Genomic DNA, 24,060 nt, shown 5'->3' on the forward strand with positions numbered 1-24,060 from the left:
ACAGCGGCGTAAATTTCTAAGAAACGACGAGTAATTGCTACAAGTGGACAATGAAGGTAGTGGCTCCCAAAGTCAATACATCACCGTCCCACAAGCGCACCTTATCGGTCGGGGCCAAAGGTTGTCCATTCACATAGGTTCCGGAGACACTGTCATTATCAGCGACTGACAAGCTCCCTTTCTTGGTAAGCCATAGCCGTGCATGGTTTCGCCCTAGATCAATGTCATCAGTGAGTACTTGTATCTCTGCCTTACTATTTGGGGTAAATCGACCGAGGACAGACTCTCCTATCGGAATAGGCAACCTCTGAGAATCAGCTAACCGGCTCTCCACTATCTCGAGGTAAGGGTCTTGCTCAGAAAAGTCATGTAGACTGACTGCCACTGCTTTTACAGCCCTATCTCTATGCATTTGCAAGGTAGCTTGGCTGGCATACACAGCTATTGGTCTATGGCAATGAGGGCACACCACCTTTTCAGCCTTTGCTTTCACCACATTCGGCGGAATGATCTCTATATCCTTGGCACAGTATGGGCACGCTATCTTCATTTTTCTGCTTGTGTATTAATGATATGGTGGAGCATTCCTGCATATACGGCGGCTGTTTCACTCCTTAGACGCTCCGTACCAAGTGCGACAGGGACAAATCCATACCGCACTGCCATCTCAACCTCCTCCGACGAAAAGTCACCCTCCGGCCCTATAAGTACGACCGTCGAGCACCCCGGACGCAAAGCTTTTGCCAATTCTAGCTTTGGGTATTCATCGCCACAGTAGGCAATGAATTTTTGCGTCGGCAACTCGGATTGGCACAAGTCACGAATTCCGCCGGGGTATTCATTTATCCGGGTCACCATTCGTTTTCTAGATTGTTTCACTGCCGCAAGCATCACTTTTTGGAGACGCACCATATTATTGTGTTTTCGGATCGTGTGCTCCGTCATAACCAAGGAGAGCGATGCCAAGCCCACCTCCACGAGCTTTTCCAGCAACCACTCCAGTCGGTCTGCATTTTTTAGGGGCGCGACTGCTAGGTGAAGCTCAGGATGAGGTGTAGCGACCTCTCGTACTTTTTCGACCAACTCCACAGGCAGCTCCTTCCCGTCAGTTCCTTTCAGCACAGCCAGATATAGAGATCCTGCCCCATCTGTCACATACAGTTTTTCACCGATTTGCATACGCAATACGCGCCCCACATGATGGGACTCTTCCTCCGAAAGCATGCCTGTAATCGCCACATCGGGCACAACAAATAGCGGATAATCCTCCATTTTTTAATCGGTCTGATCAATATCCAAGTCGTCACTTTCCAAAAAATCACTGATCACTTGAGCCCACTCATAGCACTCAAGCTCTATCGCCAATTGTCTAAGTGCCAAAAGGGCAGTCTGATCTATCTGAGCAAATCCCCACTCTAGTTCCGGGACACTATAGTCCGCAGGCAGTTTTCCGGACTTTATAGCCCGACGGTAAGATTCCAGATAATCCCTACCGGCTACGGAAGTCCTACCATGCTTTTCACTTTGGGGCTCTGTCGTATTGGCCAAACCCTTCTCCACCAAGATCGGGATATTATGCAACACTGCATAGAGTATCGCCTCCTGAGGTCTTGTCGGAAATGACACCCGCTCCCCTGATAAAGCTAGCAGAGATACTTGTGCACAGAGTTTTTCGTCCGAAATAGACTCCCATATCAGGACAGAACTGATTGAGACCCCAAAGTGCTCCACCAGCTCTCCGAGCAAATCCTGATCCTCTCGTAATAGTCCGGAAAAGCACCTCTCGGCCGTCTCAAAGTCATGCTCGTCCTGTTTCGAAATAACGACAGAGTACTCACTCGGATTCCCGGCTGATTCCACAGCTCTCAGGACGACCATAGATCGATCGTTGGATTTCACTATTCGGTTGTAGGACATTTGGATCGTGTGATCAATGGGGGGAGCCATCTCTGCGCCAAAGTCACTTAGGTTATTCAGCATTTTTTCTTTTCATCTTTTGCAGACAAGCTGCCCATTCAAAGTTTTCAACCTGAACTGCCACCTCCAGCAACTCTTCCAGTACATCGCTCTTCTGATTTTGCAAAAACTGCGCTTGTACTTCTGTCATGTGGTCAGGAGTAGCTCCATCTGCAATCATTTGCCGGAGCTCTTTCACTTGGATTTGATTGAGATCTATTGGCTCACCCGAAATCGTGTCTCGCCCCTGTATCCTTACCCGTTGTGCCATCCGATCTAGCAAGGTAGCCTCCACAAAAATAGGAATTCTACCTAGTACGGCCCCCAGTACGGTTCGGTGCAAATGCACCGTCAGCGACTCCTTCATCCCCTGCGCATGTGTAACCTCCAGTGAAGTCTTTACCGAAGAGTCCTCTAGGCGTATATTCACCCGATCAAGAGAAATATTTAGGGCTCTACAGTAGCCTGCCAGCACCTCATTGCTGGTGAAGTGCCCTTTCAGGACTTGATACAGTCTACTCAAGTACAGTTGTCCCGTGAGATAGTCTATCGGCACCGGAAATACAGGCTCATGCCGATCAGGGTACGGTCTATATAGAGAATCAACAGGTGTCAGGAGCAAAACAACCACCCCGGGGTTATTGCTAAGGTTGCCAACACCTCCAAGTTCCACCTGCACCATTCTCTCCTCCATCTGTGTACTCATAAAAACATGTCTAGAAACATGAAGCTGTCACAAAGCAAATCACTTCTCTCTGTCACGTCCATTTTCTCGAAAAAACAGCTCTGCATTCTCTAACGCAACATCGGGATCAATCGGGTCAACGCACGCTCCAACACATCGACCTCCTCCCTTGTATTGTAGACAGCGAAACTCACCCGCAAGGTTCCCTCGATACCATAGTGCTCCATCAGCGGTTGCGCACAGTGGTGACCGGTTCGGACAGCTATCCCCATACGATCCAACAATTTTCCGAGATCATATGGATGCACTCCGTCCACCAAAAAGGAGAGGACCGGCTCTTTGTCCGAAGCGGTACCATATATTCGCAGACCACTTATTGACAAGAGTTTGTTGGTCGCATAGTTCAGTAGGTCGTCCTCATGCCGGCGAATCGTATCATAGCCCACTTCTTGGACAAATTCCAAAGCCCTTTTCAGAGCGACACTTCCGATAAAGTCCGGCGTACCTGCCTCGTACTTATACGGTATCTCGCCGTACGTGGTTCCCCCAAAACTAACCCGCTGAATCATCTCTCCGCCACCTTGGTACGGAGGCAGTTGCTCCAACCACTTACGTCGACCATATAGCACACCTATCCCCGTAGGGCCATATACTTTGTGAGCACTAAAGGCCAAGAAGTCGCAGCCCAGTTCTTGGACATTGATTGGTCGATGTGCCACAGCTTGAGCAGCATCCACAAGTACTGGGATCCCCATCTCGTGAGCGTGCTCGGTGATCTGCTGTATGGGATTCACGGTCCCTAGCACATTGGAGGAAAAACAGAGCGAAACTAAACGAGTTCGTTCGCCCATGCACCCATAGAGATGATCTAGATCCAGGGTTCCATCATCATGTATACGAGCCGGGACTACTTTGATCCCATACCGATCGGCAGCCATCTGCCACGGTACGATATTTGAGTGATGTTCCATTTCGGAGACGATGACTTCATCCCCCGGATTCATGAGAGTAGAGCAAAAGGTACTTGCCACGAGGTTGATCCCCTCAGTCGTTCCACGCGTAAAAAGCACCTCAGCTGCCTCCTCAGCGTGCACGAAGTCCGCTACATACGCCCTAGCCTCCTCATGCGCCTCCGTTGCCTTGCGACTAAGATAGTGGTCGCCTCTGTGGATATTGGCGTTGCAGTACAGGCTGTGTTTTTCATATGCCCGGATTACCTCTTCCGGTCGTTGCGTAGTGGCGGCATTGTCTAGGTACACCAGTCTTCGCTTGTCGTCGTAGAGCTGCTGATCCAACCCCGGAAAACGTCGTCGGATCGCATCAATGCCTTTTTTATCTTCTATCATCTATTCCTCATTTTTCTTATTGATCTACTCAAATTTACCACATTCCGAGGAGTGCAAAAAACAAAAATCCAAACCGCTGAAAACAAAAGCATTATAGATCTCTAAATTTTAGACGGATAGAAGCGATCGGTTTCACGGATAGAAGCAAAACTTTTCACGGATAGAAGTGATCGGTTTCACGGATAGAAGTGATCGGTTTCACGGATAGAAGAATTGCTCATGAAGAAAGGACATCTCTCTTTTTGGTACCTTTGCAACCTGTAACAGTAGATAATCTCATACGGAAAGTATGAGTAGAGATAAAAAGGGTTCCCTTGACACAACAAATAATGATATTGGCAAATGTGGGAGATTACTAAAGCTTTTTTGGTCGAAGAGTCACTTGTGCAAACGATCATTGTGCTGTGTTTTACTTGTGGCATAGGCTTGTGGCTTGGCAAACTCCGCATGGGACCCATTTCGCTTGGGGGTGTTTGTGTGTTTTTCCTGGGCATCATGATGGCTCACTTTGGGGTACGAGTCAATGAGCCTATGCTTATCTTCGCACAAAACTTCGGTCTTGTGCTTTTTATCTACGCACTTGGTGTGCAAGTTGGGCCTGGTTTCGTGGCAACATTCAAGACCGCCGGTCTGAGTCTGAACCTATGGAGCCTAGCTCTCATCCTTGCCGGCACCCTAGCCGCAATCCTGCTGATCCTTGTTGGCTACGATACGGTTGGCAATGTCATGGGGATCTTATCCGGAGCCGTAACCAACACGCCTGCACTTGGTGCCGCACAGCAAGCACTCCTAAGTACACAAGGAGGCAGTGAGTCAACCAACGTGGCCATGAACAACATGGCTCTTGCCACCGCCATAACCTATCCTATCGGCACTGTCGGTGTATTTGTCGTCCTAGAGGCACTGCGCTATCTTTTTCCGAAACGGGCGAAGGAAAAGGCCACAAAGGACCCCAACGAACACTTTGTGGCAGAGTACTACCTTGCAAACGAAGGAATCGTGGGACATACTCTGGAGGAGGTGCATCGGACATTCAAGCACGACTATGTCATCTCCCGTATCTATCGTGGATCAGAACTGATTACACCAACCCCCGACACCACTTATGAGCTGGGGGATCATCTTTTGGTCGTCTGCAAGGTCGACTCTGCGGAGGCGCTGGAGCATGTATTTGGTCAACTTGTAGGGGAGGAAGAAAAGCGCACGGACTGGCATAGCATAGAGAGCAGTGACACCCTTGTGAGCAAGCGGATCATTGTCTCCAAACCTGAAGTGAACGGGCACTCCCTGCGCGAACTAAAATTGCGCAATCGATACGGAGTCAATATCACGCGTGTCAATCGTTCGGAAATGGATCTTGTGCCTACGCCCAACCTCATTCTACAGCTTGGAGACCGTATTACAGCCGTCGGGCCAGAAGACAAAGTCGACCGCTTGGCCAAAGAACTTGGCGATCAGCTAAAGCCACTCGACACCCCCTATCTGGTCAGTATATTTTTAGGCATGGGGATGGGACTGATCCTTGGGGCAATCCCTATACACTTGCCTCTGATGGACTCTCCTATCAAGCTAGGTATAGCGGGTGGTCCCATCATCATGGGTATCATTATCGGTGCATATGGTGTCCGATTTCGGCTCAATACCTATATTACACACTCCGCCAACCTCATGTTGCGAACACTCGGTATCACACTGTACCTCGGCGGGCTTGGCTTGGCGAGTGGTGGGGAGTTCTTTGGTATGCTCACAAAGGGTCCCGGACTATCGTGGCTGGGGATGGGTGCTGTACTCACGATTGTCCCGACATTTTTAGTCGGTCTGCTGGCACTCCTTATGACCAAGCAGACGTTTAGTACAATTGCCGGATGGATCTGTGGTGCCATGGCCAATCCCATTGCGCTGGACTACATGGCCGGGCGACTGGAGGACGACACGCCTACCATTAGCTATGCGAGTGTCTATCCGATGGGGATGTTTCTGAGGGTCATCATTGCCCAATTGCTTGTCGTTCTTCTCCTCTCTTAGGCAAATTCTGGGGGGAGTCTCCACGGCAGTTCACCATTGCAGTATCATCGGAGAGCCTATGAAACATAAAAAAGGGGATCGTTTCATAACAATCCCCTTCTGAGTCATCTGAGTGCGATCACCAAGACACGCATAGACACACTGTTAGCGTCGATTTGCCCTCTCCTTGATCCTTAGCCCTTCCGATATAGTCTGAAAGACGTAGCCTTCACCTATTAGCCAATCAAGTGCTCGAGGGAGTGCATAGGTGAGTTTTTCCCATGCCTTTATGGAGTCGTGAAAAACAATGATCGACCCATCACGTGTGTATTGCTTGACATTATGCAACACCTGCTGTGGTGTGACTAGATTACTATAGTCCCTCGTCACGACATCCCACATGATGGTATCAAAATACTTGGCGATGGAGAGGCTCTGACGAAGGCGCATGTGACCATTTGGGGGTCTAAAGAGCGAAGATTGTATCAGGTCGTGCGCCTCCAGAGCATCCTCCACGTAGTTTTTGGTACGAAATAGGAGCCCATGGAGGTGATGATGCGTGTGATTTCCCACCTCATGACCGGCATCAATCACTTGCTGATAGACGTGTGGATACTTATAGACATTATCCCCCACCATGAAAAAAGTGGCCCGAATACCTCTGGTACGAAGCTGCTCCAATACCCAAGGAGTAACAATAGGTATAGGACCATCATCAAAAGTGAGGTAAACAGTCTTGCGACCGGTAAGCTCCAGCGTGGGCATGCGCCATGTTGCTCGTCTAAATAACAAGCGGTATAGTGCGGGGGGCTGCTCTATGAGCATATGTCGTCTACTTTTGTAGTTGCTTGGCTATTTGCAGATAGCTCTCTTGGTAGTACTTTACTTTTTCTCCATACTTAGCCTTGAGCTTACCTCCTGCAGCCTCATTGATCCGAAGCAATTCGGAGGCAATGATCACCTCCATCTCTACTTCACGTAGGTTGAGTGCAAAATAGTTGGCCCTGAGCCTGTAGTACCAGTCCAGATCCTGCAAAGCATTATCGAGAATCTCTGCTGAGATGGCCTCCGCCACATCAATAGCCCCTAGTGCAGTATATGCTGTGATGATACTGAGAGAGGATGCACCGTGCGGAATAACATCTGCCCGAATAGCATGCTGAGACAAGTCTAGCACTTCTTTTGCACGGACCGAATCACCCTTTTCTATCAGGGCAAGGGCGAGCTTTCCAAATACCTGAGAGCGGTAGGTCTCGCACATACGGCGATTGTTTTCGTCCATATATACCCCGGGAAGGTCGGCGCCACCCCAACGAAACTTTTTAGTAACATTTTGATACATTCTCTCAGTATCTATCCTGGCCGGTGTACCCTCTGTCACAAAAGGCATAACCTGAAAGGCCATACCGGTCTGGCGCATGTAGGGTGTCATCCCCACATGCTCACCTTCGCCCACAGTGATGCAGTAGTATATAGGACGCTCAAAGCGGTTACTATCCATCAGATCCAAGATGATCATCTCCTGCTTACCCAGATAGCTTTTTTTGCTGAGGTCAAAGCGCATCACAGGCTCGGTGATGTACGCTGTATCGGAGGGGTAGATGGCTCCGCTTTGTATGAGCTTCTCTGGATTGTAGGCCAGGGTTAGCTTGTTGGTCGGAAGGTAATCAACCTCCTGCGATATACCGGGCACTCGCTTGAGCCTGGGGTCATCGCTGGCGATAAAGTCCAGAGCTGTACGTACCTGGATAGACTCGCTCCCGGACGGTATGATGTAGGCCACTCCTCGACGGTCACCTCCGTACTCCTTCAGTCCCCAGGTGATAGGCAGTGGTGCAGAGTCATAGTGCCACCTTTTCATCTGCTCAATGTACCAGTCCGCTTGCAAGTAGGAGGTGTTGCAGACCTTTAAGTCACGGCGTACCCCCTCCACCTCTTGGGCATACCATAGAGGGAAGGTGTCATTATCACCATTGCAAAAAATGATACCATTCTCCTCACAGCTCTCCAAGTAGTTGCGTCCAAAGTCACTCGCCAAGCTGCGACCACTTCGGTTGTGGTCATCATAGTTTTCGGCGAGTACCAGAGCCGGGACACCTAGGCAAAGGATCGTGATGAGTGCCGCCAGCTTGGGGGCTCCGGTACCTTTCCTTTTCGCAAAGAGGTTGTAAAGAGCAGGCACGCCAAATCCAATCCATATCGCGAAAGCATAAAATGATCCCAAATACGAGTAGTCACGCTCCCGGACTTGAGCAGGGGTTTGATTCACATACAGCACAATGGCTATCCCGGTCATAAAGAAGAGAGCCATGACGATCCAGAAGTTTTCCTGACTTCGCCGTCGACCATACAGCTGCATCAACAACCCCAGTATTCCCAATATTAGGGGTAGCATGAAGTAGCGATTGTATGCTGGGTTGTCCTTGACAAATGTGGGCAAGTCTTTCTGAGGCCCCAAAAACAGTCCGTCTATAAGTGGTATCCCGGTAAGCCAATTTCCTTTCGTGATTTCGCCTTGTCCTTGGAGGTCATTTTGCCTACCGCTAAAGTTCCACATGAAGTAGCGCCAGTACATGTAGTTGAGCTGATACGAAAAGAAATACCGGAGGTTTTCAAAGAAAGTTGGCACCACTACTGTCCGGTGCTCACCACGCTGGACGATATTCATCGGCTCGCCCGTAATATTACCCCAGATTTCATAGCCTTGCTTGAAGTGAGGGAGCATATTGCTGTAGACACGCGGAAAGAACATCTTCATATCGTCACGATACTCCAGCTTCTCGGACTCAACCGCCATGTACCTATCCTTGTCGGATGGATCGTACTTTGGCGCACGACGATAGGTTGTTGTCTTGGTCGTTACTGCATTCCCCTGAGCATCATATTTGGGCAATGAGGCATAGGTCTGACCGTAGATAAGCGGTGTGCTACCGTACTGATCGCGTGCCAAATAATACCGGAGCGAAAAGACGTCCGATGGTGTGTTTTGGTTCATCGGGATATCCGAGTTGGCACGAATCAAAATCACACCGTAGGTACTCAATCCGATAAAGAACACAAACATCGCCAGCGTACTTTGCCCCAATGTATGCAAGGGCAGGCTCTTGCGACTAAAGAGGTACCAACCCAAGGCTGCAATCAGCACAAGTGGTACCACCCAGCCATTCCCCATGAATGGGATACCCATCAATATTACGCTGCACAAAAAGCCTACACGAACCAAGATGGTACTCCGACCGGACATTATGCCGGCAAACGTTGCAATCAGCGTAACAAAGAGTAAGATGATATAAAAGGCTAAACCACTATTGAACGGCAGCCCAAGGGTATTCACAAAAAACAGGTCAAAGTAACCGGCCACTTGCGGAACCCCCTGTATGATCCCAAACATTATAATCACAATCAGGGCAAACGAAGTCAAGATCGCCACGACTCCGCCCTTCCAAGTGGTCTTTTCGGACTTTTTGAAGTAGTAGATCAACGCCATCGCCGGGATAGTGAGGAGGTTAAGCAAGTGCACTCCGACACTCAATCCCATGAGATAGGCGATAAGTATCAGCCACCTGTCCGCCTGAGCATCGTCCGCACTCTCCTCCCACTTCAGCATGAGGTAAAAGACCAAAGCGGTAAAGAAAGAGGAGAAGGAATATACCTCAGCCTCCACAGCACTGTACCAAAAGCTATCCGTGAATGCAAAGAGCAAAGACCCCACCAAGGCACCCCCGAGACCTAGGATTGCCTGCTCCATAGGTAATGCCGAATCAAGCATCAGGGAGGACCTAAGGCCATAGCTACGACGGATCAAGTGGCTAATGGTCCGGAAGAGGATCAGGATGGTCAGCCCCGCAAGGAGGGCACTCAAGCTATTCGCCGAAATCGCAATCCAAGGAATCCCCGCTGGAAAGAAGTGGGAAAAGAGGTTGTACACCAGCATATAGAATGGTGCTCCGGGCGGGTGCCCCACCTCCAGCTTGCTAAATGTCGTGATAAACTCGGGGTTGTCCCACACACTGGCACTTTTCTCCATCGTAAGGAGATAGACCACAGTGCTAGCGATAAAGACCAAGTAGCTAAGCAGACGCTCCCACTGCTTGTATTGGCGTTGTAGCATATTTTGTTGATTACTGATTTGACGCTAATTAAACTGCACAAAGGTACAAAAAAAACAAAGTGACTACTCAACTAAACTCACAATTGAGCGATGAGCCGAGATGAGAAATCATCAAAAAATCAGTACTTTTGTCTCTGTTCGCAACAAATACAAGCAATCTCTTTCCCTACGCTGGTGTCCACCGACAGAGCAAAAAGATCCTTCAGTACAAAGACAAAAAGATGACAGCACTCAGACAAAGCACAGCCCCCACCCTGATCATGGAGACCTCATGGGAGGTTTGCAACAAAGTGGGCGGTATCTATGCCGTTCTCAGCACTCGTGCAGCCACTATGGTGGAGAGCTATGGCAGAGATGCCGTCCTATTCGTCGGGCCTTTCCGGCGACACTTCAGGCAAGAAGATGTCCGCCTCGACAGCGAGGAGCCCGACAGCGTTCTCTCCCAACTCTGTGGGTTGCCGACCTACCTCGGCACCTGGCTTGTTCCCGGAGAGCCTAGAGTGGCATTGGTAGACTTTCAGCCCCTCTATGCCGAACGAGACCTCATCTACTACGACATGTGGGAGGACTACCGTCTCAGCAGCGAGAGTGGATACGGTGACTACGATGAGAGCTGCCTTTTTGCCACCGCATCCGCACGTGTCATGAAAGCATACAGCACCCTACACGGGAGCGAGCGCCCAGTGGCGATATTCAATGAGTGGACCACAGGCATGGGGCTCCTTTGGCTCAAAAAAAATGAACCTGGCCTCCCCACAATATTCATCACCCATGCCACGACAGTCGGCCGATCTATATCAGGCAACAACAAAGAGCTCTACAAGTACATGACCGGCTACCATGGCGACCAAATGGCCCAGGAGCTAGGGGTAGTCGCCAAGCATGCAGTGGAAAAAAAAGCCGCACACGAGGCCACTGTCTTTTGCACCGTGAGTGAGGTCACCGCCGTAGAGTGCGCCCAGCTACTGGAGCGACCGGTGGACGTCGTGACCAAAAACGGCTTTGAGCCGGACTTTGTCCCAAGCAACAACAAGCGGAGCCTCCTCCGCGCAGAGGGACGAAAAAAGTTGCTCAATATCGCACGAACCCTCTACGGAGCCAAGATCAGCGATGATGCAAGCATCATCCTATCGAGCGGTCGCTTCGAGTACCGAAACAAGGGGCTTGACCTTTTTGTTGATGCACTTGCTCGCATCCCCTCAGCCACCACCGACATACTCCCGATCATCGCTGTTCCGGCTTGGGTGAAAGAACCCCGACCGGAGATCCGGCTCGGGCTGAATAGTGACCGACAGCTCTCCCTTCCTGCCAAACAGCCCTACTGCACCCACTGGCTCAACGACCAAGATAGCAACATCCTCATCCGTCAGCTCGATCGGCTGAGACACACCTGGGGCAAACACGTCTACCCTCTTTTCATCCCCGCCTACCTCGACGGACACGACGGCATCTTGGACATCCGCTACTACGACCTACTACCTGCCATAGACCTCACCGTCTTTGCCTCATACTATGAGCCCTGGGGCTACACCCCACTTGAGAGCATCGCCTTTGGGATACCTACCGTCACGACCGACAAGGCGGGGTTCGGACTATGGGCAAGGAGCCTTGTCAACACCGACACACTCAACAGTGGAGTACTCGTACTCGACCGAAGCGATGACAACTACGATGACGTGGCCAATCAGCTCGCCCAAACCATCCAAAACTACAGCCAGGCACCTGACTCCCTAAAAGAAACAGCACACCAAAATGCCCAAAAACTGGCCTCTCAAGCCGACTGGAAACACTTCTTCCAAGACTACCGACAAGCTTTTGAGCTCGCACTAAACAACCACCCCAAAGCCCACTGACACCATGAAAAAAACAACTCTCCTCCTCACCCTCTCCACACTCTTCCTCACCACCGGATGCGACAAAAGTGTCGCACACATGACCCGAGACACACTACTCCTAAACCTACACGGCAATGTCGTACAGATGTCCCAAAAAGACTACACGGCGACCAAAGGCAACGGCGACCTGGCCTTCACCCTGGGAGACCCCATCGAATCCTCCGACTACACCTTTGACAACCAAGGCATGATCACCCACCAAAAAGTGATGGACGCCAACGGAAACACCCTATCCGAAACACACCGAAGCTACAAAGACAGCCCCAAAGAGACCGTGATGACCACATCCGAAGGCACTGTGACCACCACCCGTGACCTTGAAGCCGGCACCATGCAACAAATCTACCGGGACAACAACGGACAAGTCACCAAGACCATCCAAATAAAAATCAACAAAAAGGCCCTACCTCTTCAGGCCACAAGCACTCCCTCCGACGCCCGAGAAGCCATTGACGAAACCCTCTGGGAACGCGACGTCAGAGGGAACGTCACAGCCATCACACAAAGTACCAACGGCATCATCGTCTCCAAAAAAGTCTACGCCATCAACAAAATGGGAGACCCAACACAAGAGATCGAGACCAATGCCACAGACACACTGGCGATCAGAGCCTACCTCTACAACTACGACCAAAAAGGCAACTGGAACCGCCGAATCACCACCCAAAAGAAAAGGGGCAAAGAGTACCAATACACCATCACCGAGCGCGCCTTCAGCTACAACTAAAGACCGATCACCCGCACCAAAAGCAACGAGACACAGAGACCTAGGTCCGCACGCCATTCCACATAGAATGACTTGCGGACTTTTTCTTGCCCAATACAAAGACAATGGTCACCATCAGCACACTCCTCCACCCACGCCATCCCCTTGAGAAAAAAATCCACGCTGGACGAAACTCTAAGTTCCATCTGTTGAAACTGTAGTTTCAACGGGGAGAAACCGCAGTTTCAACGGGGAGAAACTGTAGTTTCATGCGGAAGAAACTACAGTCTCATGCGAAAGAGACTCTAGGACGATCCTAAGACGAGAAAGGCGACAGGCAAATGAAAGACGAAAATCCGGACTAGAGGCCATCGGCCATCAAGTCGGACTAGGAGAAATCGGAAAAAAGAGGAAAAAACCGGTATTAACCGACAGTACACCCCGGCACATACTACCGAGGTCTAATTCCAAGGACGACAAGGCAACGAGAAGCCTTTAGGCCTCAGCCTCATAGAGTGCCAAAAGTTTCGGGAGAACCACATGTTGAGAAAAACGCTCCACACTCGTGCCCATAGAAAAGGAGTCGGAGCCTTTTTGCCGATCGAAATAAAACAAGATCCGCTGAGCAAACTGCAGCGTGTCATAAGGCGCCACAAGAGATTCCGGAGGAACAACGTCAGGAATACCCCCCACCGAAAAGGCACAAACCGGAGTGCCACAAGCTTGTGACTCAAGCAAGGTCAGCCCAAACGTCTCATGGCGGGAGGTGGAGAGGGTCAGATCTGAGGCGCGGTAATACTCTGCCAACGCCTCCGGAAAGACCGGTCCGTGCAGCTCCAGACTGATCGGCCAATCACGAAACACCTCCGGTCGCTTGGGCCTACCGATGCAGATCAACACAGCCCGTGACCGAAACGACTCCGAGAGACGACAGCATCGGTCTAGAATGTCACGGAGCAGATCCGGTCCCTTGACTGGATCGTCCGGACGCGCTGCCACAAAAAGCAAGCGAAATGGCATCTCATTCGCCCGTCGCTCAGGGGCTGGGAAAAACAAGGTGGAGTCGTAAAAATTAGGCAAGTAAGAGACTCTGTGAGTTATGGGTGACTTTTGAGCAAGCTCCACGATCGGACGGCTCACCCCCAAGAAGTGGACCTTGTCCAGGGGCAGTCGGAGCTTTTGGTCAAAATGATGCCTCGTGTAGCTCTCCTCCGCTTGTCCGGGCAACAAGGGGCATCCCCCGCAGCCATGCAAGAAGTGATCACACAGAGTAGTCCCGCCCGCCCCCAACACATAGGGCGAGTGACAACCTCCGGTGATGGGCCAAAGGTCATGAAGTGTCCAAAAAAAGCGTTTGTCCGACAACGAAAGCAAGGACTGAAGACCCGAGAAGGACAAAAAACTCTGCTGCACCCAGTGAATATGTACGACGTCAGCCCATTTGACCCAAGGATGATCCGCCACCTCCACCCCCAGCGTAGCGTCCGAGAAACGAAACAACAACGACCGATCCTTTACCCTCAAGAGCGTACCCAGCTTTTCCAAGTAGCGAAAAAGTCGCCACCGCATGCCCCCCACAGAGCGAATGGGCAAGTGGTCATCCGATCCGGTGAGCGGTGCCGCCACCAACATACGAGCAGGTACACCCACCCGATGCAGGGCCTCCAACTGCTTGTAGGCGGCAGCGGCCGCACCTCCACCCGACACGAACGTCGATAAGATCAGGACATTCACCAAGCGTCTACGGCTGAGTGATGGCAAGGATCCACCACGGAGTAATGAGATGGCCGACTGCCTCCTTGGACTCCCGCTCGGTACCACAAAGGACCTCGAGATGTCGTCCGCTTTTTAGCCGAAGCATGGGCTCAGATGAGGAGAGCGAGGGAGTCCGACGAACACCGACATAGAGACCATTGTCCATCTCGAGCAACACAGGCAACTTCAGCCCCCGAGCATCGACTACCTTGTAGACATCTTGGTCTATGAGAAAGTTAGCATCGGGGCCGAAGTGGAAGCAGGTCTTTTCTCCCACAACGCTCCGATCACCGGTATTGTACAGTTCGTAGCGAAACGACAAACAATCATCGCGCAACAAAAAACGGATCACAAACCACTCTGCTCCTCTGGAAAAGGTGGTCATCAGCTCCACCCCATCCTCAGGCATCGCACACATATCTGTCCAAGTGAGCGTGATGGGCTCCTTACCGCCACCGACAAAATCCAAGCCAAGCGATGAGCGGTCAAAAAGGAGACATCCCCCGTGGATCAAACTGAAAGAAAGATCCGATCCACTCTGCTGGACCTCTAGTTGCAACTTTTGTTTCGGGGAGTGAGCTATAGCAATGAGTTTTGCTTCCATGTTTTTTATCCAATACCGAAGCCAATGTGGCTCAAAGGCTCGGCCTCCTCATCCGTAGCATTTAGGACGAGGTAGGCATGTGGTTCACGAGGATATGAATAGGTACGTCGCAGGAGTTCAAAGTCTCCATACTCCTTTCGCAGCCGACGGTCTACGGGATAGGGGTCGTAGGTAGAAAGTACGGCTCGGAAAAGGCGCAGACCATCATTCGGAAAATCCGACAGATCAATCGTGGAAACCTGAGGTGGCTCCGGAGCCACACGAGAGAGACGTGTACTTTTTAGTCCAAAAAACTCTAGCCCTCGGAGGAGACAGGCACGTGCGGCATTGGACTTGCCATCGGCCGAAAAGCCGGCAATGTGTGGCGTCCCGATGAGGACTCGCTCCAAAAGGTCCGTAGATATGTGGGGCTCATTTTCCCAGCAGTCAATGAGCAGACCGCCTAGGTAGCCGTTGCGCACCCCTCTTAGGAGAGCGGAAGTATCAGTCACTGCGCCACGGCAAAAATTGCCCAACAAAGGTCGACGCTTGCCAATTAGCCGGAGTGTTGCGTCGCTAAAGAGATGATAGGTGGCATGCTCTCCATCGTAGGTAAGAGGCACATGGTACGTAATCAGATCCGATTTGTGCATCAGTGTGGGGTAGTCGACAAATCCCTGCGATCCCTCACGCTCGGCACGAATAGGGTCGTTCAGGAGCAGCTTCATCCCCATCGCCTCCGCATAGCGTGCGACATACGTACCTGTATGTCCCACTCCTACGATACCGATCGTCTTTCCTCTAGGATCAAAAAGGTGGTTCACCGCCAAGTAAGACAGCACGCCCCCAAAATATTGCCCCACCCCGCCGGCATTACAACCCGGGGCATTGTACCAAGCAATCCCGGCACGGTCGCAATAGTCCGTATCTATATGGTCATACCCAATCGTGGCAGAAGTAATGAGGCGGACACGAGAGCCCGCCAACAACTGCTCGGTACACTTGGTGATACTGCGGACGATCAGCCAGTCCATATCTCGGACAGATGACGGGGTAAACTCAGCCGAGGGCAAGTAAGTGACTTCGCCCAGCTCCTCTAGCACCCCACGCAAATAGGGGATTGACTGCTCAGCTAGAATCTTGATCATGACCTCATGAGCATTGCCTGTGCAAGTATCTTGATGTGACGGACCATGGCGAGCAGTCCGTTGGACCGAGTGGGTGAGAAGTGTTCGTGCAACCCCAGCTGATCAATAAAGTAGAGGTCGGCCGATGCTATGTCTTGCGCCTTTTGTCCGGAAAGGACACGCAAAAGCATAGCGATTATCCCCTTGACGATGACCGCATCGGAGTCGGCCCGTAGCTTGAGCGTTCCGTCCGGCTGTGGAGTTCCTACAATCCACACTCTGCTCTGACACCCTTCGATGGTATGCTCGGGCACTTTATCGGAATCGGAGAGAGGCTCAAGCTCATTTCCCATTTCAATAATGAGTGCATAGCGATCCATCCAATCATCCAGCAGCGAAAATTCGCTTATCAATTCGTCCTGACGCTCCTTGATTGTTTCCATAAATATCAAAGTCTATTGTCTATTCGTTCACAGGCGATTTTCCACAAATAGAGGGCCCTATGAGTCACTGCTTCGCCTGCTCCGCATCGTAGTCCAAAAGCACCTGCCAGACAGTCTCTCCGACTGCTTGCAGTGTCTCTCGGCTGATGTTGTCCAAATTGTCATTATGCGTATGCCAATAGTCGCCAAATCCCTTAGCACGGGTCGGGTCATAATTAACGATATTGACGCACGGAATGCGTAGATTTTCGATCACGAAGTAGTGGTCATCCGTGATGGCTCCCCCCATCTCATTGATAAAGTACTTGGCATGCCCTAGACGGCGTCCGGTAGCCCATATTTTATTGACATACCGGCTGGCAGAATTGACAGAGAAGTACTCACGGTAAAAAGTGGCATCCTTGGCCCCAACCATGTCCACCAATATCCCGAAGTCCGCCATATATCCCTCCACGTGTGGGTGCTTAGTCCAATACTGGGTACCCAGTGCCCAGGTTGTTTCGGTACGCCCCTTGTAGTCGACTCCCTCGGGGACCCCATAGTCCTCAGCATCAAAAAGGAGGATATCCACCCCTATATTTTTCAGGTCGGACGTCGCTATCAGCCGAGCCATCTCCAGCAAAAGCCCCGTGCCACTCGCTCCATCATCTGCCCCATCTATGGGCTTGTCACGCAGGGCAGGATTATCATCGTGGTCAGCCATTGGTCGAGTATCCCAGTGGGCAAAGAGCAATGCTCTGTTTTTTCGCTCAGGCTTGTAGCTCGCAATGATATTTGTTGCCCGGAGTTGCGTACCATCGTAGGCCGTGAGTAGCATCGGCTGGGTGCGTACCTCCAGTCCGGTAGCGACAAGAGTTTCCTGTAGATAGGCTAGGCAAGCCTCATGTCCATCGGTATTGGGGACTCTTGGGCCAAACTTCACCTGAGCTCGCACATGCTCATAGGCATTGTCTCCTGAGAAAGGGCTGTCGGTCACCACTTGCGCCTCTACGGTCTCCTTTTCTTCATCGCCTTTTCCCTTGTCGTCGCATGCAAAAGCTGTCAGCCCTAGCAAGAGCATCAAGCATAGAGAGATATTGGTTGGTCGCATAGAAGTATTGTTGTTGTTTATTTAAAATTGTTTGGAGGGCTCTTTTTCAAAGACCTCAGTGCCCAGTCGACGGACGGTTGCCGGTGGCAAACCCGGTCTTGTCGCTGCCGGCTCGAGTACAATCACAGTGCCTGGGACCACACTGAGCATATCGCTGACCGCATGTATCGCATTGTTCCGAGCCTCTTGGATGGAGCCATCTCTCTGTAGGTCTTTTCGGAGCCGGCTTTTGGCTATCTCACGCATACGATTTTCTTGCTCAAGGGTGAGTGTGACACCACGCAACCGTGACCAGACGGTTGTTCCCCACACATCAATGACCCGAAATCCCACCCGATCATTCTCCAGGATAGTCACCTCCTCTCGCGGAAGGCGCACCAAGAGTGTATCTCCCAGTTGATAGGTCTCCAAGGCCTCTACATTGTACGAGATCCTCACTTTGTAGCTTCCGAGTGCAAAAGCCCCCACCCCTTTATCCTCCAGTGTCACCGGAATCATACGATCTCCCTCTAGTGTGGTGACACGGATCAACTCCTTGATGTCCTTGATCATGGAGGCGTAGACTGCCTCACTATTTTGGTGTCCGGTGGTACGATGCTTGACGATAAAAAAGGCGGAAAGGGCGACAACAAAAAGGACGATCACTCCAACGCCCAACTTCAGGATACGCTTATTCATGCTCCAAGACCTCTTTCTGAAACGAAACCGTCACCTCATCATATCCACGAGCATGGAGCATGCCGACAAAGTAGGCTCTCGCCTTATTTTGTCCCCGTACCACCAATTCGTTATAGAGTGGTTCTCCGGGCTCTATCCGCCGGCGGAGAAGCTCTGAAGCTTTGTTTTGGAGAGCAGTTCGCTCCTCATTCGTGATACTTTTTTGAGTACCGGTCACCCGTTCGTGCAGTTTCTCCAGTGTTGTACCTCGCCCAAGAGGTTCGACCTGCACAGCCGGTAACGTAAGTTCCACCCTGTGCCGCGAAGGATCAACCCGGACATCAGCTGCGGCCAATGAGGATAAGTCCACAAAAGCCCCTACATAGCTCACAAAAGAGTACACCCCCACCCGATTCCCGGTTCTGAGTAGGTCATCAATATACCCCACGGCATCATCCAACGAACGAATAGTCGCTAACGTATAGGGGCTGCCGGAGATAATAATCGTCTCCTCAGTACGCATCTCTACGAGGTCCAACTTTCGGACCTCGCCTAGATCGCGCAAAAGGGTTGGTAGATCTTGCGAACTCTCGGACTTACACCCGACAAGAGCGAGGAGTAGGCAGAGCCAAACACACCTACTTATCCGACTCATCGCACTCAACATAACGCTTCACCCCCGACTCGCGAATAGGAGTAATACGGGAAAGTAAATAAAAGAGAGCCATTGACACCACATCGCACAGCAACCACCAAACAGGCTCCATACGTAGTGTCCAAAATGGATTGTACACCACAGCCACGGCAATAAAAAGAACAGTCATTGGCCCAGGACGGCGGAGTCGCTTCACCGCATAGTAGAGCGCACCACCACAGACTATCGTCCGAACCACAGAGGCAACCTCAGGATTAGGTCGTAGCAGAAGCACCATATCCACCAAACAAAGGACGGAGATAATCATGTAGAACGATCGATTATTCATCACACGGTCTCTTTTCTTGGAAATAGGTCTCCAACAATCGACCACTTGCCACGAATGAGCTGATGTGATCGTCAAGCACCTCCTTTTCCATACGTGGTAATAGAGCTCGAATACGTGGATCTTGGTAAAACGAACTCTTCAGTGCCTCGTTGATGGTCTCATACATCCAGTACTTGGCCTGCTTGTTGCGATTATGATCAAAGTAGCCCGTTTTTCTCACAAAGTCAATATACTCCTCCACCATCGCCCATACCTTATCTATGTTCAGGCCATAAAAGCCGGAGTAGGTTTCGACCCTTGGGGTCCAGCCACTCTCAGACTTTGGAAAAAGGTGTAGCGCATTGCGAAAGTGCGAGGCTGCCAGCTCAGCTTTTTTCACATTATCACCATCAGCCTTATTGATCACGATACCATCACACATTTCCATGATGCCTCGCTTGATCCCCTGAAGTTCATCACCTGTTCCGGCCAACTGTATGAGCAAGAAAAAGTCTACCATCGAGTGGACTGCTGTTTCACTCTGCCCCACCCCCACAGTCTCCACAAATATGGTATCGAACCCTGCGGCCTCACACAATACTATTGTCTCGCGCGTTTTCCGAGCAACACCACCCAAGGACCCTGCTGACGGGCTGGGACGGATGAAGGCATTCTCTTGCTTCGACAGCTCAGCCATACATGTCTTGTCTCCCAGTATAGATCCCTTGGTAAGTTCACTCGAAGGGTCTATTGCCAAAACAGCAAGCTTGTGTCCCTTTTCCAGAACATGCATCCCAAAGGCATCTATAGATGTACTCTTACCGGCACCTGGCACACCGGTAATCCCGACACGGACAGAATGCTTGCTGAAGGGCAAGCATCGCTCAATAACCTCTTGGGCCATCGCTCGGTGCTGGGGCAGACGACTTTCCACAAGTGTCACGGCACGAGACAGCATCACTCGGTCTCCATCAAGGATACCGGAGACATAGTCCTCCACCGTCAACTCCTTTTTTCTCACCCTTCGGAAGTGAGGGTTTACCATAGGAGCAACATGGACACCGGCATTCACCTTCAGTCCCTTATATTCCTCACTATTCTCCGGATGATCTCGCATGCTCGTACCTCCTTTCATTGGGTATTATTGAATAAATCGTCTTGTAGTACAAATGTACCAAAAAGCAAGTGGGCTTCAAAAGTAAACTGCCAACCATTCATCAAGAACCAAATCCTTGAAAAAGGAGGACTGATTTTTCATCCGTCCATACCTCGTATTTCCTTCTATCCGATCTAACCAATTGCTTCTATCTGTGAAAACTTTCGCTGCTATCCGTGAAAACTTTCGCTTCTATCCGTGAAAACTTTCGCTTCTATCCGTGAAACTCGCACTGACCTGCAATCTGCTGATTATCTATCATTTGCAAAATGCTAAAAACAAAGGCGAGAACAAGGATGGTAAAGTAGTGGTGCAGAGGACTATTTGGCCACCGTTTAACCACCAGAAAGAGCGCCCCATGAGGACTCTCACCCATGTACTCAGCTCAGTCACAGGAAACACCTATAGAACTATATGAAAAAGGTGTGTCAAAACAATTGTTTTGACACACCTTCTAACTAGTCGGGATGACTGGATTCGAACCAGCGACCTCACGCCCCCCAGACGCGCACTCTAAACCGGACTGAGCTACATCCCGAACTCTCTGGTTGCAAAGATACAAATATTTCTGATGAATACAATACCCCTGCGATTATATTTACGAAATTCGTTGCACCAAAGCCCGAAACAGGCTCTTGATCATGATCGGTGGGTTGTCTAGAGAGTCAAGCATCTCTATGGCCTCTTCTGTAAGTCTGTCCACCTCGGCAAGTGCCAAACGGTCAACGTGATTGGAGATATACACTTGCGTCACCTCGGCGATACGTTTTTCTGTACTCTCAGAGCCCAATGCGACAGTAAGGTTGGCAGGGTCTAGCTCATAGGCCTTGAGCAAAAGCCAAGTACGTTTTCCCTCAACAATATCCCCTCCGGTAACCTTACCAAAGTCCGGTTTATCAGAAAAGACATCCAGATAATCATCCATGATCTGAAAAGCAAGCCCCATTCGATCGGCAGCTGTGGCAATGGTATTGAGTGCCACATTGTCGAGTCCTGCAACCAATGCTCCCATCATCATGCTTCCCCTAAAGAGGTACGATGTCTTGAGACGAATCATACCTAGGTAATCTGCTATCGTGATTGCATCCAAGTCCTTGGACTCGTACTCCATATCCAATTGTTGACCTTCGCAGACACCAGTTGCCATGTCATTGAAAATGGCCAACACCCTGGGCAACAAACTGGGATCCACTTGACTAAGAGCCTTGTAGGACTCAATCATCATGGCATCTCCGGAGAGGATGGCAGTATTTGCCCCCCATTTTTTGTAGACTGTCGGTTGTCCGCGCCGGACCGGAGCGTCGTCCATCAGATCGTCATGCAGGAGGGTAAAATTGTGAAAAAGCTCTACTGCCTTAACGATAGGCTCGATCTGAAGAAGGTCAAAGTCCGCTCCGGAAAAATGCTCATAGGTCAAATAGGCAAGCAACGGCCTGAGGCGCTTGCCCCCCAACTCCAGGATATATGCGATAGGCTCATATAAGCCCTTTGGCTCACAACGGTGCAGGGCGGTGCATTCCTCTGTGATGAGCCGGTCTACGACCCGTAGCGCCGAATTAATTGTCTCTGTATTCATCAGCCTTTTTACTTGCATGGGTCAGATAGTAAACAATAAGGAGATACACGACAACCGTCAGGGCATGACTCCATGCCGAGTCTAGCCACTCCTTCTGCACCAAGTCAACTCCGGAAAGCTTCATGATCGCACTGACAACACCCATCAAGGCACCACCGGCAATGAACCCTGAAGCAATCAGCGTACCCTTGTCACGTCGGGCTTTATTGAGATCTGCAGATTTGGACCTAGAGGAGACATACCAACTTACAGCCCCACCCACCAGGAGAGGAAGGTTCAGGCTTAGCGGTATAAACATCCCCAACGCAAACGGCAATGCCGGCACTTTCGCAACAGTTAGCGCCAAAGCCAGAGCTGCGCCAAGCCCATAGAGGAGCCACTTGGCGCCTTGACCGGTCATCAATGGTTCTATAAGTGCAGCCATAGCATTGGCTTGGGGAGCATTCAGCGCATCAGGGCCGGTAAAGCCATAGGTTTTGTTGAGCACAATGACCACCCCACATACGGTTGCGGCAGAGACCAAAGTCCCTAGAAACTTCCATGTTTGCTGGACTCTAGGTGTAGATCCAAGCCAGTAGCCTATCTTTAGATCCGTAATGAACCCTCCGGCCATTGACAACGCCGTACAGACAACAACACCAATAACCAAAGCTGAGACCATTCCCGAAGGGCCATTCATCCCAAAAGCGACCAAGACAACACTTGCAACGATCAAGGTCATCAAGGTCATCCCGGAGACAGGGTTGGATCCAACAATAGCAATAGCATTGGCAGCCACGGTCGTAAAGAGAAAGGCAATGAGCGAAGTAAGGACAAGTCCCACTACTGCCCATAGAAGGTTTTGTTGCACAACACCGAAATAGAAAAACACACCAATGCAAGCCAAAGCCAAAACAATCCCCCACACGATTATCGCCATAGGGATATCTCGTTGCGTACGAGGCAAAGCCTTCCCAAGTTCATCGTTTTCGTTTGCATGAGTAGCCCCTCCGAGTTCTTTCTTGGCAAGGCCTACAGCCGATCCAATAATCTTCCGGTTGTTCCATATGCTGATCACACCGGCCATAGCGATACCTCCAATACCGATATTACGTCCGTAGTGCAAGAAGATTTCTTGCGCAGACATTTCGCCCACTGTTGTTGTGATCGTAGGATCTCCAAAAGCCAAGATATCCCCACCCCAAATCATACTCATCAAGGGAACTATGACCCACCAAACCAGTGCTGATCCCGCACAAATAATAGCAGCATATTTCAGCCCGATGATGTAGCCCAGTCCAAGGACAGCGGCACTAGTATTGAGTTGGAAGACCAGTTTGGCACGATCGGCAACCATTGCGCCCCACGACACAACCGTAGACGAGATCGTCTCATGCCACGCACCTAGGGTAGCGACCAACCAATCGTACAAGCCACCTATCAAGCCGGAAATCAGCAAAGGCTTTGCTTGAGCACCACCCTTCTCACTGCTGAGTAGTACCTGAGTTGTTGCGGTAGCCTCCGGAAAAGGATATTGACCATGCATATCCTTCACAAAATACTTTCGGAAAGGAATCAACATCAATATTCCCAAGACACCTCCCAAAAGAGAGCTCACAAAAATCTGCAAAAAACTAACAGAGATCTCCGGATACTTCTCCTGCAAGATAAATATGGCCGGAATAGTGAAGATCGCCCCGGCCACTATTACTCCACTGGATGCACCGATACTTTGTATCATGACATTCTCGAGAAGTGCATTCTTTCGGTTGGTTGCCGAGGTGATCCCTGCGGCAATTATAGCAATTGGGATAGCGGCTTCAAATACCTGTCCTACCTTTAGTCCCAAGTAAGCGGCTGCGGCACTAAAGACTATCGCCATCAGAATTCCCCAAAATAGGCTATAACCGGTTAGCTCCTTTGGCATGGGGCTATCGGGAACAAAAGGATGGTACTCTTCGCCCGGTTTCAGAGGACGATAGGCATTATCGGCGAGTTCGCCACGCTTGATGTGGTTAGAGTCGGTCAT

Annotated in this window: 21 protein-coding genes and 1 tRNA gene; 3 read left to right on the plus strand and 19 right to left on the minus strand. The window is 50.7% G+C overall.

Annotation, left to right across the window (positions count from 1 at the left end; genetic code table 11):
* Positions 1-37: 37 nt before the first annotated feature.
* The 5 genes from AC1EK1_RS00065 to AC1EK1_RS00085 all read right to left on the minus strand — a co-directional run bounded on the left by AC1EK1_RS00065 (position 38) and on the right by AC1EK1_RS00085 (position 3,987).
* Positions 38-550, minus strand: coding sequence for an FHA domain-containing protein (locus AC1EK1_RS00065; protein ID WP_480304989.1), 513 nt, complete (start codon positions 548-550; stop codon positions 38-40).
* The gene (locus tag AC1EK1_RS00070) at positions 547-1,272 is read right to left on the minus strand and encodes an RsmE family RNA methyltransferase (RefSeq protein ID WP_480304990.1); all 726 of its coding nucleotides are present in this window, start codon (positions 1,270-1,272) and stop codon (positions 547-549) included. Before AC1EK1_RS00070 ends, AC1EK1_RS00065 begins: the two co-directional genes overlap by 4 nt.
* A 3-nt stretch (positions 1,273-1,275) precedes the next feature.
* Positions 1,276-1,980, minus strand: coding sequence for a bifunctional nuclease domain-containing protein (locus AC1EK1_RS00075; RefSeq protein ID WP_480304991.1), 705 nt, complete (start codon positions 1,978-1,980; stop codon positions 1,276-1,278).
* A complete protein-coding gene (locus tag AC1EK1_RS00080; RefSeq protein WP_480304993.1) occupies positions 1,970-2,662 on the minus strand; it encodes a hypothetical protein in 693 nt (230 codons plus the stop codon). Before AC1EK1_RS00080 ends, AC1EK1_RS00075 begins: the two co-directional genes overlap by 11 nt.
* Before the next feature lie 89 nt (positions 2,663-2,751).
* The gene (locus AC1EK1_RS00085) at positions 2,752-3,987 is read right to left on the minus strand and encodes an aminotransferase class V-fold PLP-dependent enzyme (RefSeq protein WP_480304994.1); all 1,236 of its coding nucleotides are present in this window, start codon (positions 3,985-3,987) and stop codon (positions 2,752-2,754) included.
* A gap of 342 nt (positions 3,988-4,329) precedes the next feature.
* Here AC1EK1_RS00085 and AC1EK1_RS00090 point away from each other — a divergent pair, with 342 nt between their 5' ends.
* Positions 4,330-6,012, plus strand: a complete 1,683-nt coding sequence (locus AC1EK1_RS00090) for a putative transporter (RefSeq protein WP_480304996.1) — start codon at positions 4,330-4,332, stop codon at positions 6,010-6,012.
* Positions 6,013-6,156: 144 nt separating this feature from the next.
* On the opposite strand, the gene AC1EK1_RS00095 is transcribed toward AC1EK1_RS00090, so the two are convergent.
* Both AC1EK1_RS00095 and AC1EK1_RS00100 read right to left on the minus strand, forming a co-directional pair.
* A complete protein-coding gene (locus AC1EK1_RS00095; protein ID WP_480304997.1) occupies positions 6,157-6,816 on the minus strand; it encodes a polysaccharide deacetylase family protein in 660 nt (219 codons plus the stop codon).
* Positions 6,817-6,823: 7 nt separating this feature from the next.
* Complete coding sequence (locus AC1EK1_RS00100) at positions 6,824-10,102, minus strand: protein O-mannosyl-transferase family (protein WP_480304999.1); 3,279 nt, start codon at positions 10,100-10,102, stop codon at positions 6,824-6,826.
* Positions 10,103-10,323: 221 nt separating this feature from the next.
* Between AC1EK1_RS00100 and AC1EK1_RS00105 the strand changes: the two genes are divergently transcribed.
* On the plus strand, positions 10,324-11,955 hold the full coding sequence (locus tag AC1EK1_RS00105; RefSeq protein ID WP_480305000.1) for a glycosyltransferase: 1,632 nt from the start codon (positions 10,324-10,326) through the stop codon (positions 11,953-11,955).
* A 4-nt stretch (positions 11,956-11,959) separates the two neighbouring features.
* Entirely contained in the window at positions 11,960-12,724 is a 765-nt protein-coding gene (locus AC1EK1_RS00110) for a hypothetical protein (RefSeq protein WP_480305001.1), read from the plus strand.
* 474 nt (positions 12,725-13,198) lie between these two features.
* Here AC1EK1_RS00110 and AC1EK1_RS00115 read toward each other — a convergent pair whose 3' ends face one another.
* The 12 genes from AC1EK1_RS00115 to AC1EK1_RS00170 all read right to left on the minus strand — a co-directional run bounded on the left by AC1EK1_RS00115 (position 13,199) and on the right by AC1EK1_RS00170 (position 24,060).
* Positions 13,199-14,464: a glycosyltransferase gene (locus AC1EK1_RS00115; RefSeq protein ID WP_480305002.1), complete on the minus strand. Its 1,266-nt coding sequence runs from the start codon at positions 14,462-14,464 to the stop codon at positions 13,199-13,201.
* Positions 14,445-15,062 carry a glycoside hydrolase family 97 N-terminal domain-containing protein gene (locus AC1EK1_RS00120; protein WP_480305003.1) on the minus strand — a complete coding sequence of 206 codons (618 nt, stop codon included), beginning with the start codon at positions 15,060-15,062 and terminating at the stop codon, positions 14,445-14,447. The genes AC1EK1_RS00115 and AC1EK1_RS00120 overlap by 20 nt, the downstream gene beginning before the upstream one ends.
* A gap of 5 nt (positions 15,063-15,067) precedes the next feature.
* Complete coding sequence (locus AC1EK1_RS00125; RefSeq protein WP_480305272.1) at positions 15,068-16,186, minus strand: 4-phosphoerythronate dehydrogenase; 1,119 nt, start codon at positions 16,184-16,186, stop codon at positions 15,068-15,070.
* Positions 16,186-16,611 carry a SufE family protein gene (locus AC1EK1_RS00130; RefSeq protein ID WP_480305004.1) on the minus strand — a complete coding sequence of 142 codons (426 nt, stop codon included), beginning with the start codon at positions 16,609-16,611 and terminating at the stop codon, positions 16,186-16,188. Before AC1EK1_RS00130 ends, AC1EK1_RS00125 begins: the two co-directional genes overlap by 1 nt.
* A 64-nt stretch (positions 16,612-16,675) precedes the next feature.
* A complete protein-coding gene (locus AC1EK1_RS00135; RefSeq protein ID WP_480305005.1) occupies positions 16,676-17,701 on the minus strand; it encodes a M28 family peptidase in 1,026 nt (341 codons plus the stop codon).
* A gap of 21 nt (positions 17,702-17,722) precedes the next feature.
* Entirely contained in the window at positions 17,723-18,379 is a 657-nt protein-coding gene (locus AC1EK1_RS00140; protein WP_480305006.1) for a DUF4230 domain-containing protein, read from the minus strand.
* A complete protein-coding gene (locus AC1EK1_RS00145; RefSeq protein WP_480305008.1) occupies positions 18,372-19,013 on the minus strand; it encodes a DUF4230 domain-containing protein in 642 nt (213 codons plus the stop codon). The genes AC1EK1_RS00140 and AC1EK1_RS00145 overlap by 8 nt, the downstream gene beginning before the upstream one ends.
* Complete coding sequence (locus AC1EK1_RS00150; RefSeq protein ID WP_480305010.1) at positions 18,997-19,341, minus strand: DUF6804 family protein; 345 nt, start codon at positions 19,339-19,341, stop codon at positions 18,997-18,999. The genes AC1EK1_RS00145 and AC1EK1_RS00150 overlap by 17 nt, the downstream gene beginning before the upstream one ends.
* Positions 19,334-20,455, minus strand: coding sequence for a methylmalonyl Co-A mutase-associated GTPase MeaB (gene meaB / locus AC1EK1_RS00155; protein WP_480305012.1), 1,122 nt, complete (start codon positions 20,453-20,455; stop codon positions 19,334-19,336). The genes AC1EK1_RS00150 and meaB overlap by 8 nt, the downstream gene beginning before the upstream one ends.
* A 483-nt stretch (positions 20,456-20,938) precedes the next feature.
* Positions 20,939-21,014 (minus strand) — tRNA-Pro (locus tag AC1EK1_RS00160).
* Between the two features lie 60 nt (positions 21,015-21,074).
* Complete coding sequence (locus AC1EK1_RS00165; protein ID WP_480305013.1) at positions 21,075-22,052, minus strand: polyprenyl synthetase family protein; 978 nt, start codon at positions 22,050-22,052, stop codon at positions 21,075-21,077.
* Positions 22,033-24,060, minus strand: coding sequence for an OPT family oligopeptide transporter (locus tag AC1EK1_RS00170; RefSeq protein ID WP_480305015.1), 2,028 nt, complete (start codon positions 24,058-24,060; stop codon positions 22,033-22,035). The genes AC1EK1_RS00165 and AC1EK1_RS00170 overlap by 20 nt, the downstream gene beginning before the upstream one ends.

It is taken from the genome of Porphyromonas sp. C0026D3, from assembly GCF_056590775.1.

What these genes read in the sequence shown, in the direction of transcription:
- AC1EK1_RS00145 (WP_480305008.1), bottom strand. Translation starts at nt 19,013, where the DNA reads ATGAGTCGGATAAGTAGGTGTGTTTGGCTCTGCCTACTCCTCGCTCTT.
- AC1EK1_RS00165 (WP_480305013.1), bottom strand. Translation starts at nt 22,052, where the DNA reads ATGAATACAGAGACAATTAATTCGGCGCTACGGGTCGTAGACCGGCTC.
- AC1EK1_RS00065 (WP_480304989.1), bottom strand. Translation starts at nt 550, where the DNA reads ATGAAGATAGCGTGCCCATACTGTGCCAAGGATATAGAGATCATTCCG.
- AC1EK1_RS00105 (WP_480305000.1), top strand. Translation starts at nt 10,324, where the DNA reads ATGACAGCACTCAGACAAAGCACAGCCCCCACCCTGATCATGGAGACC.
- AC1EK1_RS00075 (WP_480304991.1), bottom strand. Translation starts at nt 1,980, where the DNA reads ATGCTGAATAACCTAAGTGACTTTGGCGCAGAGATGGCTCCCCCCATT.
- AC1EK1_RS00135 (WP_480305005.1), bottom strand. Translation starts at nt 17,701, where the DNA reads ATGCGACCAACCAATATCTCTCTATGCTTGATGCTCTTGCTAGGGCTG.
- AC1EK1_RS00085 (WP_480304994.1), bottom strand. Translation starts at nt 3,987, where the DNA reads ATGATAGAAGATAAAAAAGGCATTGATGCGATCCGACGACGTTTTCCG.
- AC1EK1_RS00150 (WP_480305010.1), bottom strand. Translation starts at nt 19,341, where the DNA reads ATGAATAATCGATCGTTCTACATGATTATCTCCGTCCTTTGTTTGGTG.
- AC1EK1_RS00070 (WP_480304990.1), bottom strand. Translation starts at nt 1,272, where the DNA reads ATGGAGGATTATCCGCTATTTGTTGTGCCCGATGTGGCGATTACAGGC.
- meaB (WP_480305012.1), bottom strand. Translation starts at nt 20,455, where the DNA reads ATGAAAGGAGGTACGAGCATGCGAGATCATCCGGAGAATAGTGAGGAA.
- AC1EK1_RS00090 (WP_480304996.1), top strand. Translation starts at nt 4,330, where the DNA reads ATGTGGGAGATTACTAAAGCTTTTTTGGTCGAAGAGTCACTTGTGCAA.
- AC1EK1_RS00095 (WP_480304997.1), bottom strand. Translation starts at nt 6,816, where the DNA reads ATGCTCATAGAGCAGCCCCCCGCACTATACCGCTTGTTATTTAGACGA.
- AC1EK1_RS00170 (WP_480305015.1), bottom strand. Translation starts at nt 24,060, where the DNA reads ATGACCGACTCTAACCACATCAAGCGTGGCGAACTCGCCGATAATGCC.
- AC1EK1_RS00110 (WP_480305001.1), top strand. Translation starts at nt 11,960, where the DNA reads ATGAAAAAAACAACTCTCCTCCTCACCCTCTCCACACTCTTCCTCACC.
- AC1EK1_RS00120 (WP_480305003.1), bottom strand. Translation starts at nt 15,062, where the DNA reads ATGGAAGCAAAACTCATTGCTATAGCTCACTCCCCGAAACAAAAGTTG.
- AC1EK1_RS00080 (WP_480304993.1), bottom strand. Translation starts at nt 2,662, where the DNA reads ATGAGTACACAGATGGAGGAGAGAATGGTGCAGGTGGAACTTGGAGGT.
- AC1EK1_RS00100 (WP_480304999.1), bottom strand. Translation starts at nt 10,102, where the DNA reads ATGCTACAACGCCAATACAAGCAGTGGGAGCGTCTGCTTAGCTACTTG.
- AC1EK1_RS00130 (WP_480305004.1), bottom strand. Translation starts at nt 16,611, where the DNA reads ATGGAAACAATCAAGGAGCGTCAGGACGAATTGATAAGCGAATTTTCG.
- AC1EK1_RS00140 (WP_480305006.1), bottom strand. Translation starts at nt 18,379, where the DNA reads ATGAATAAGCGTATCCTGAAGTTGGGCGTTGGAGTGATCGTCCTTTTT.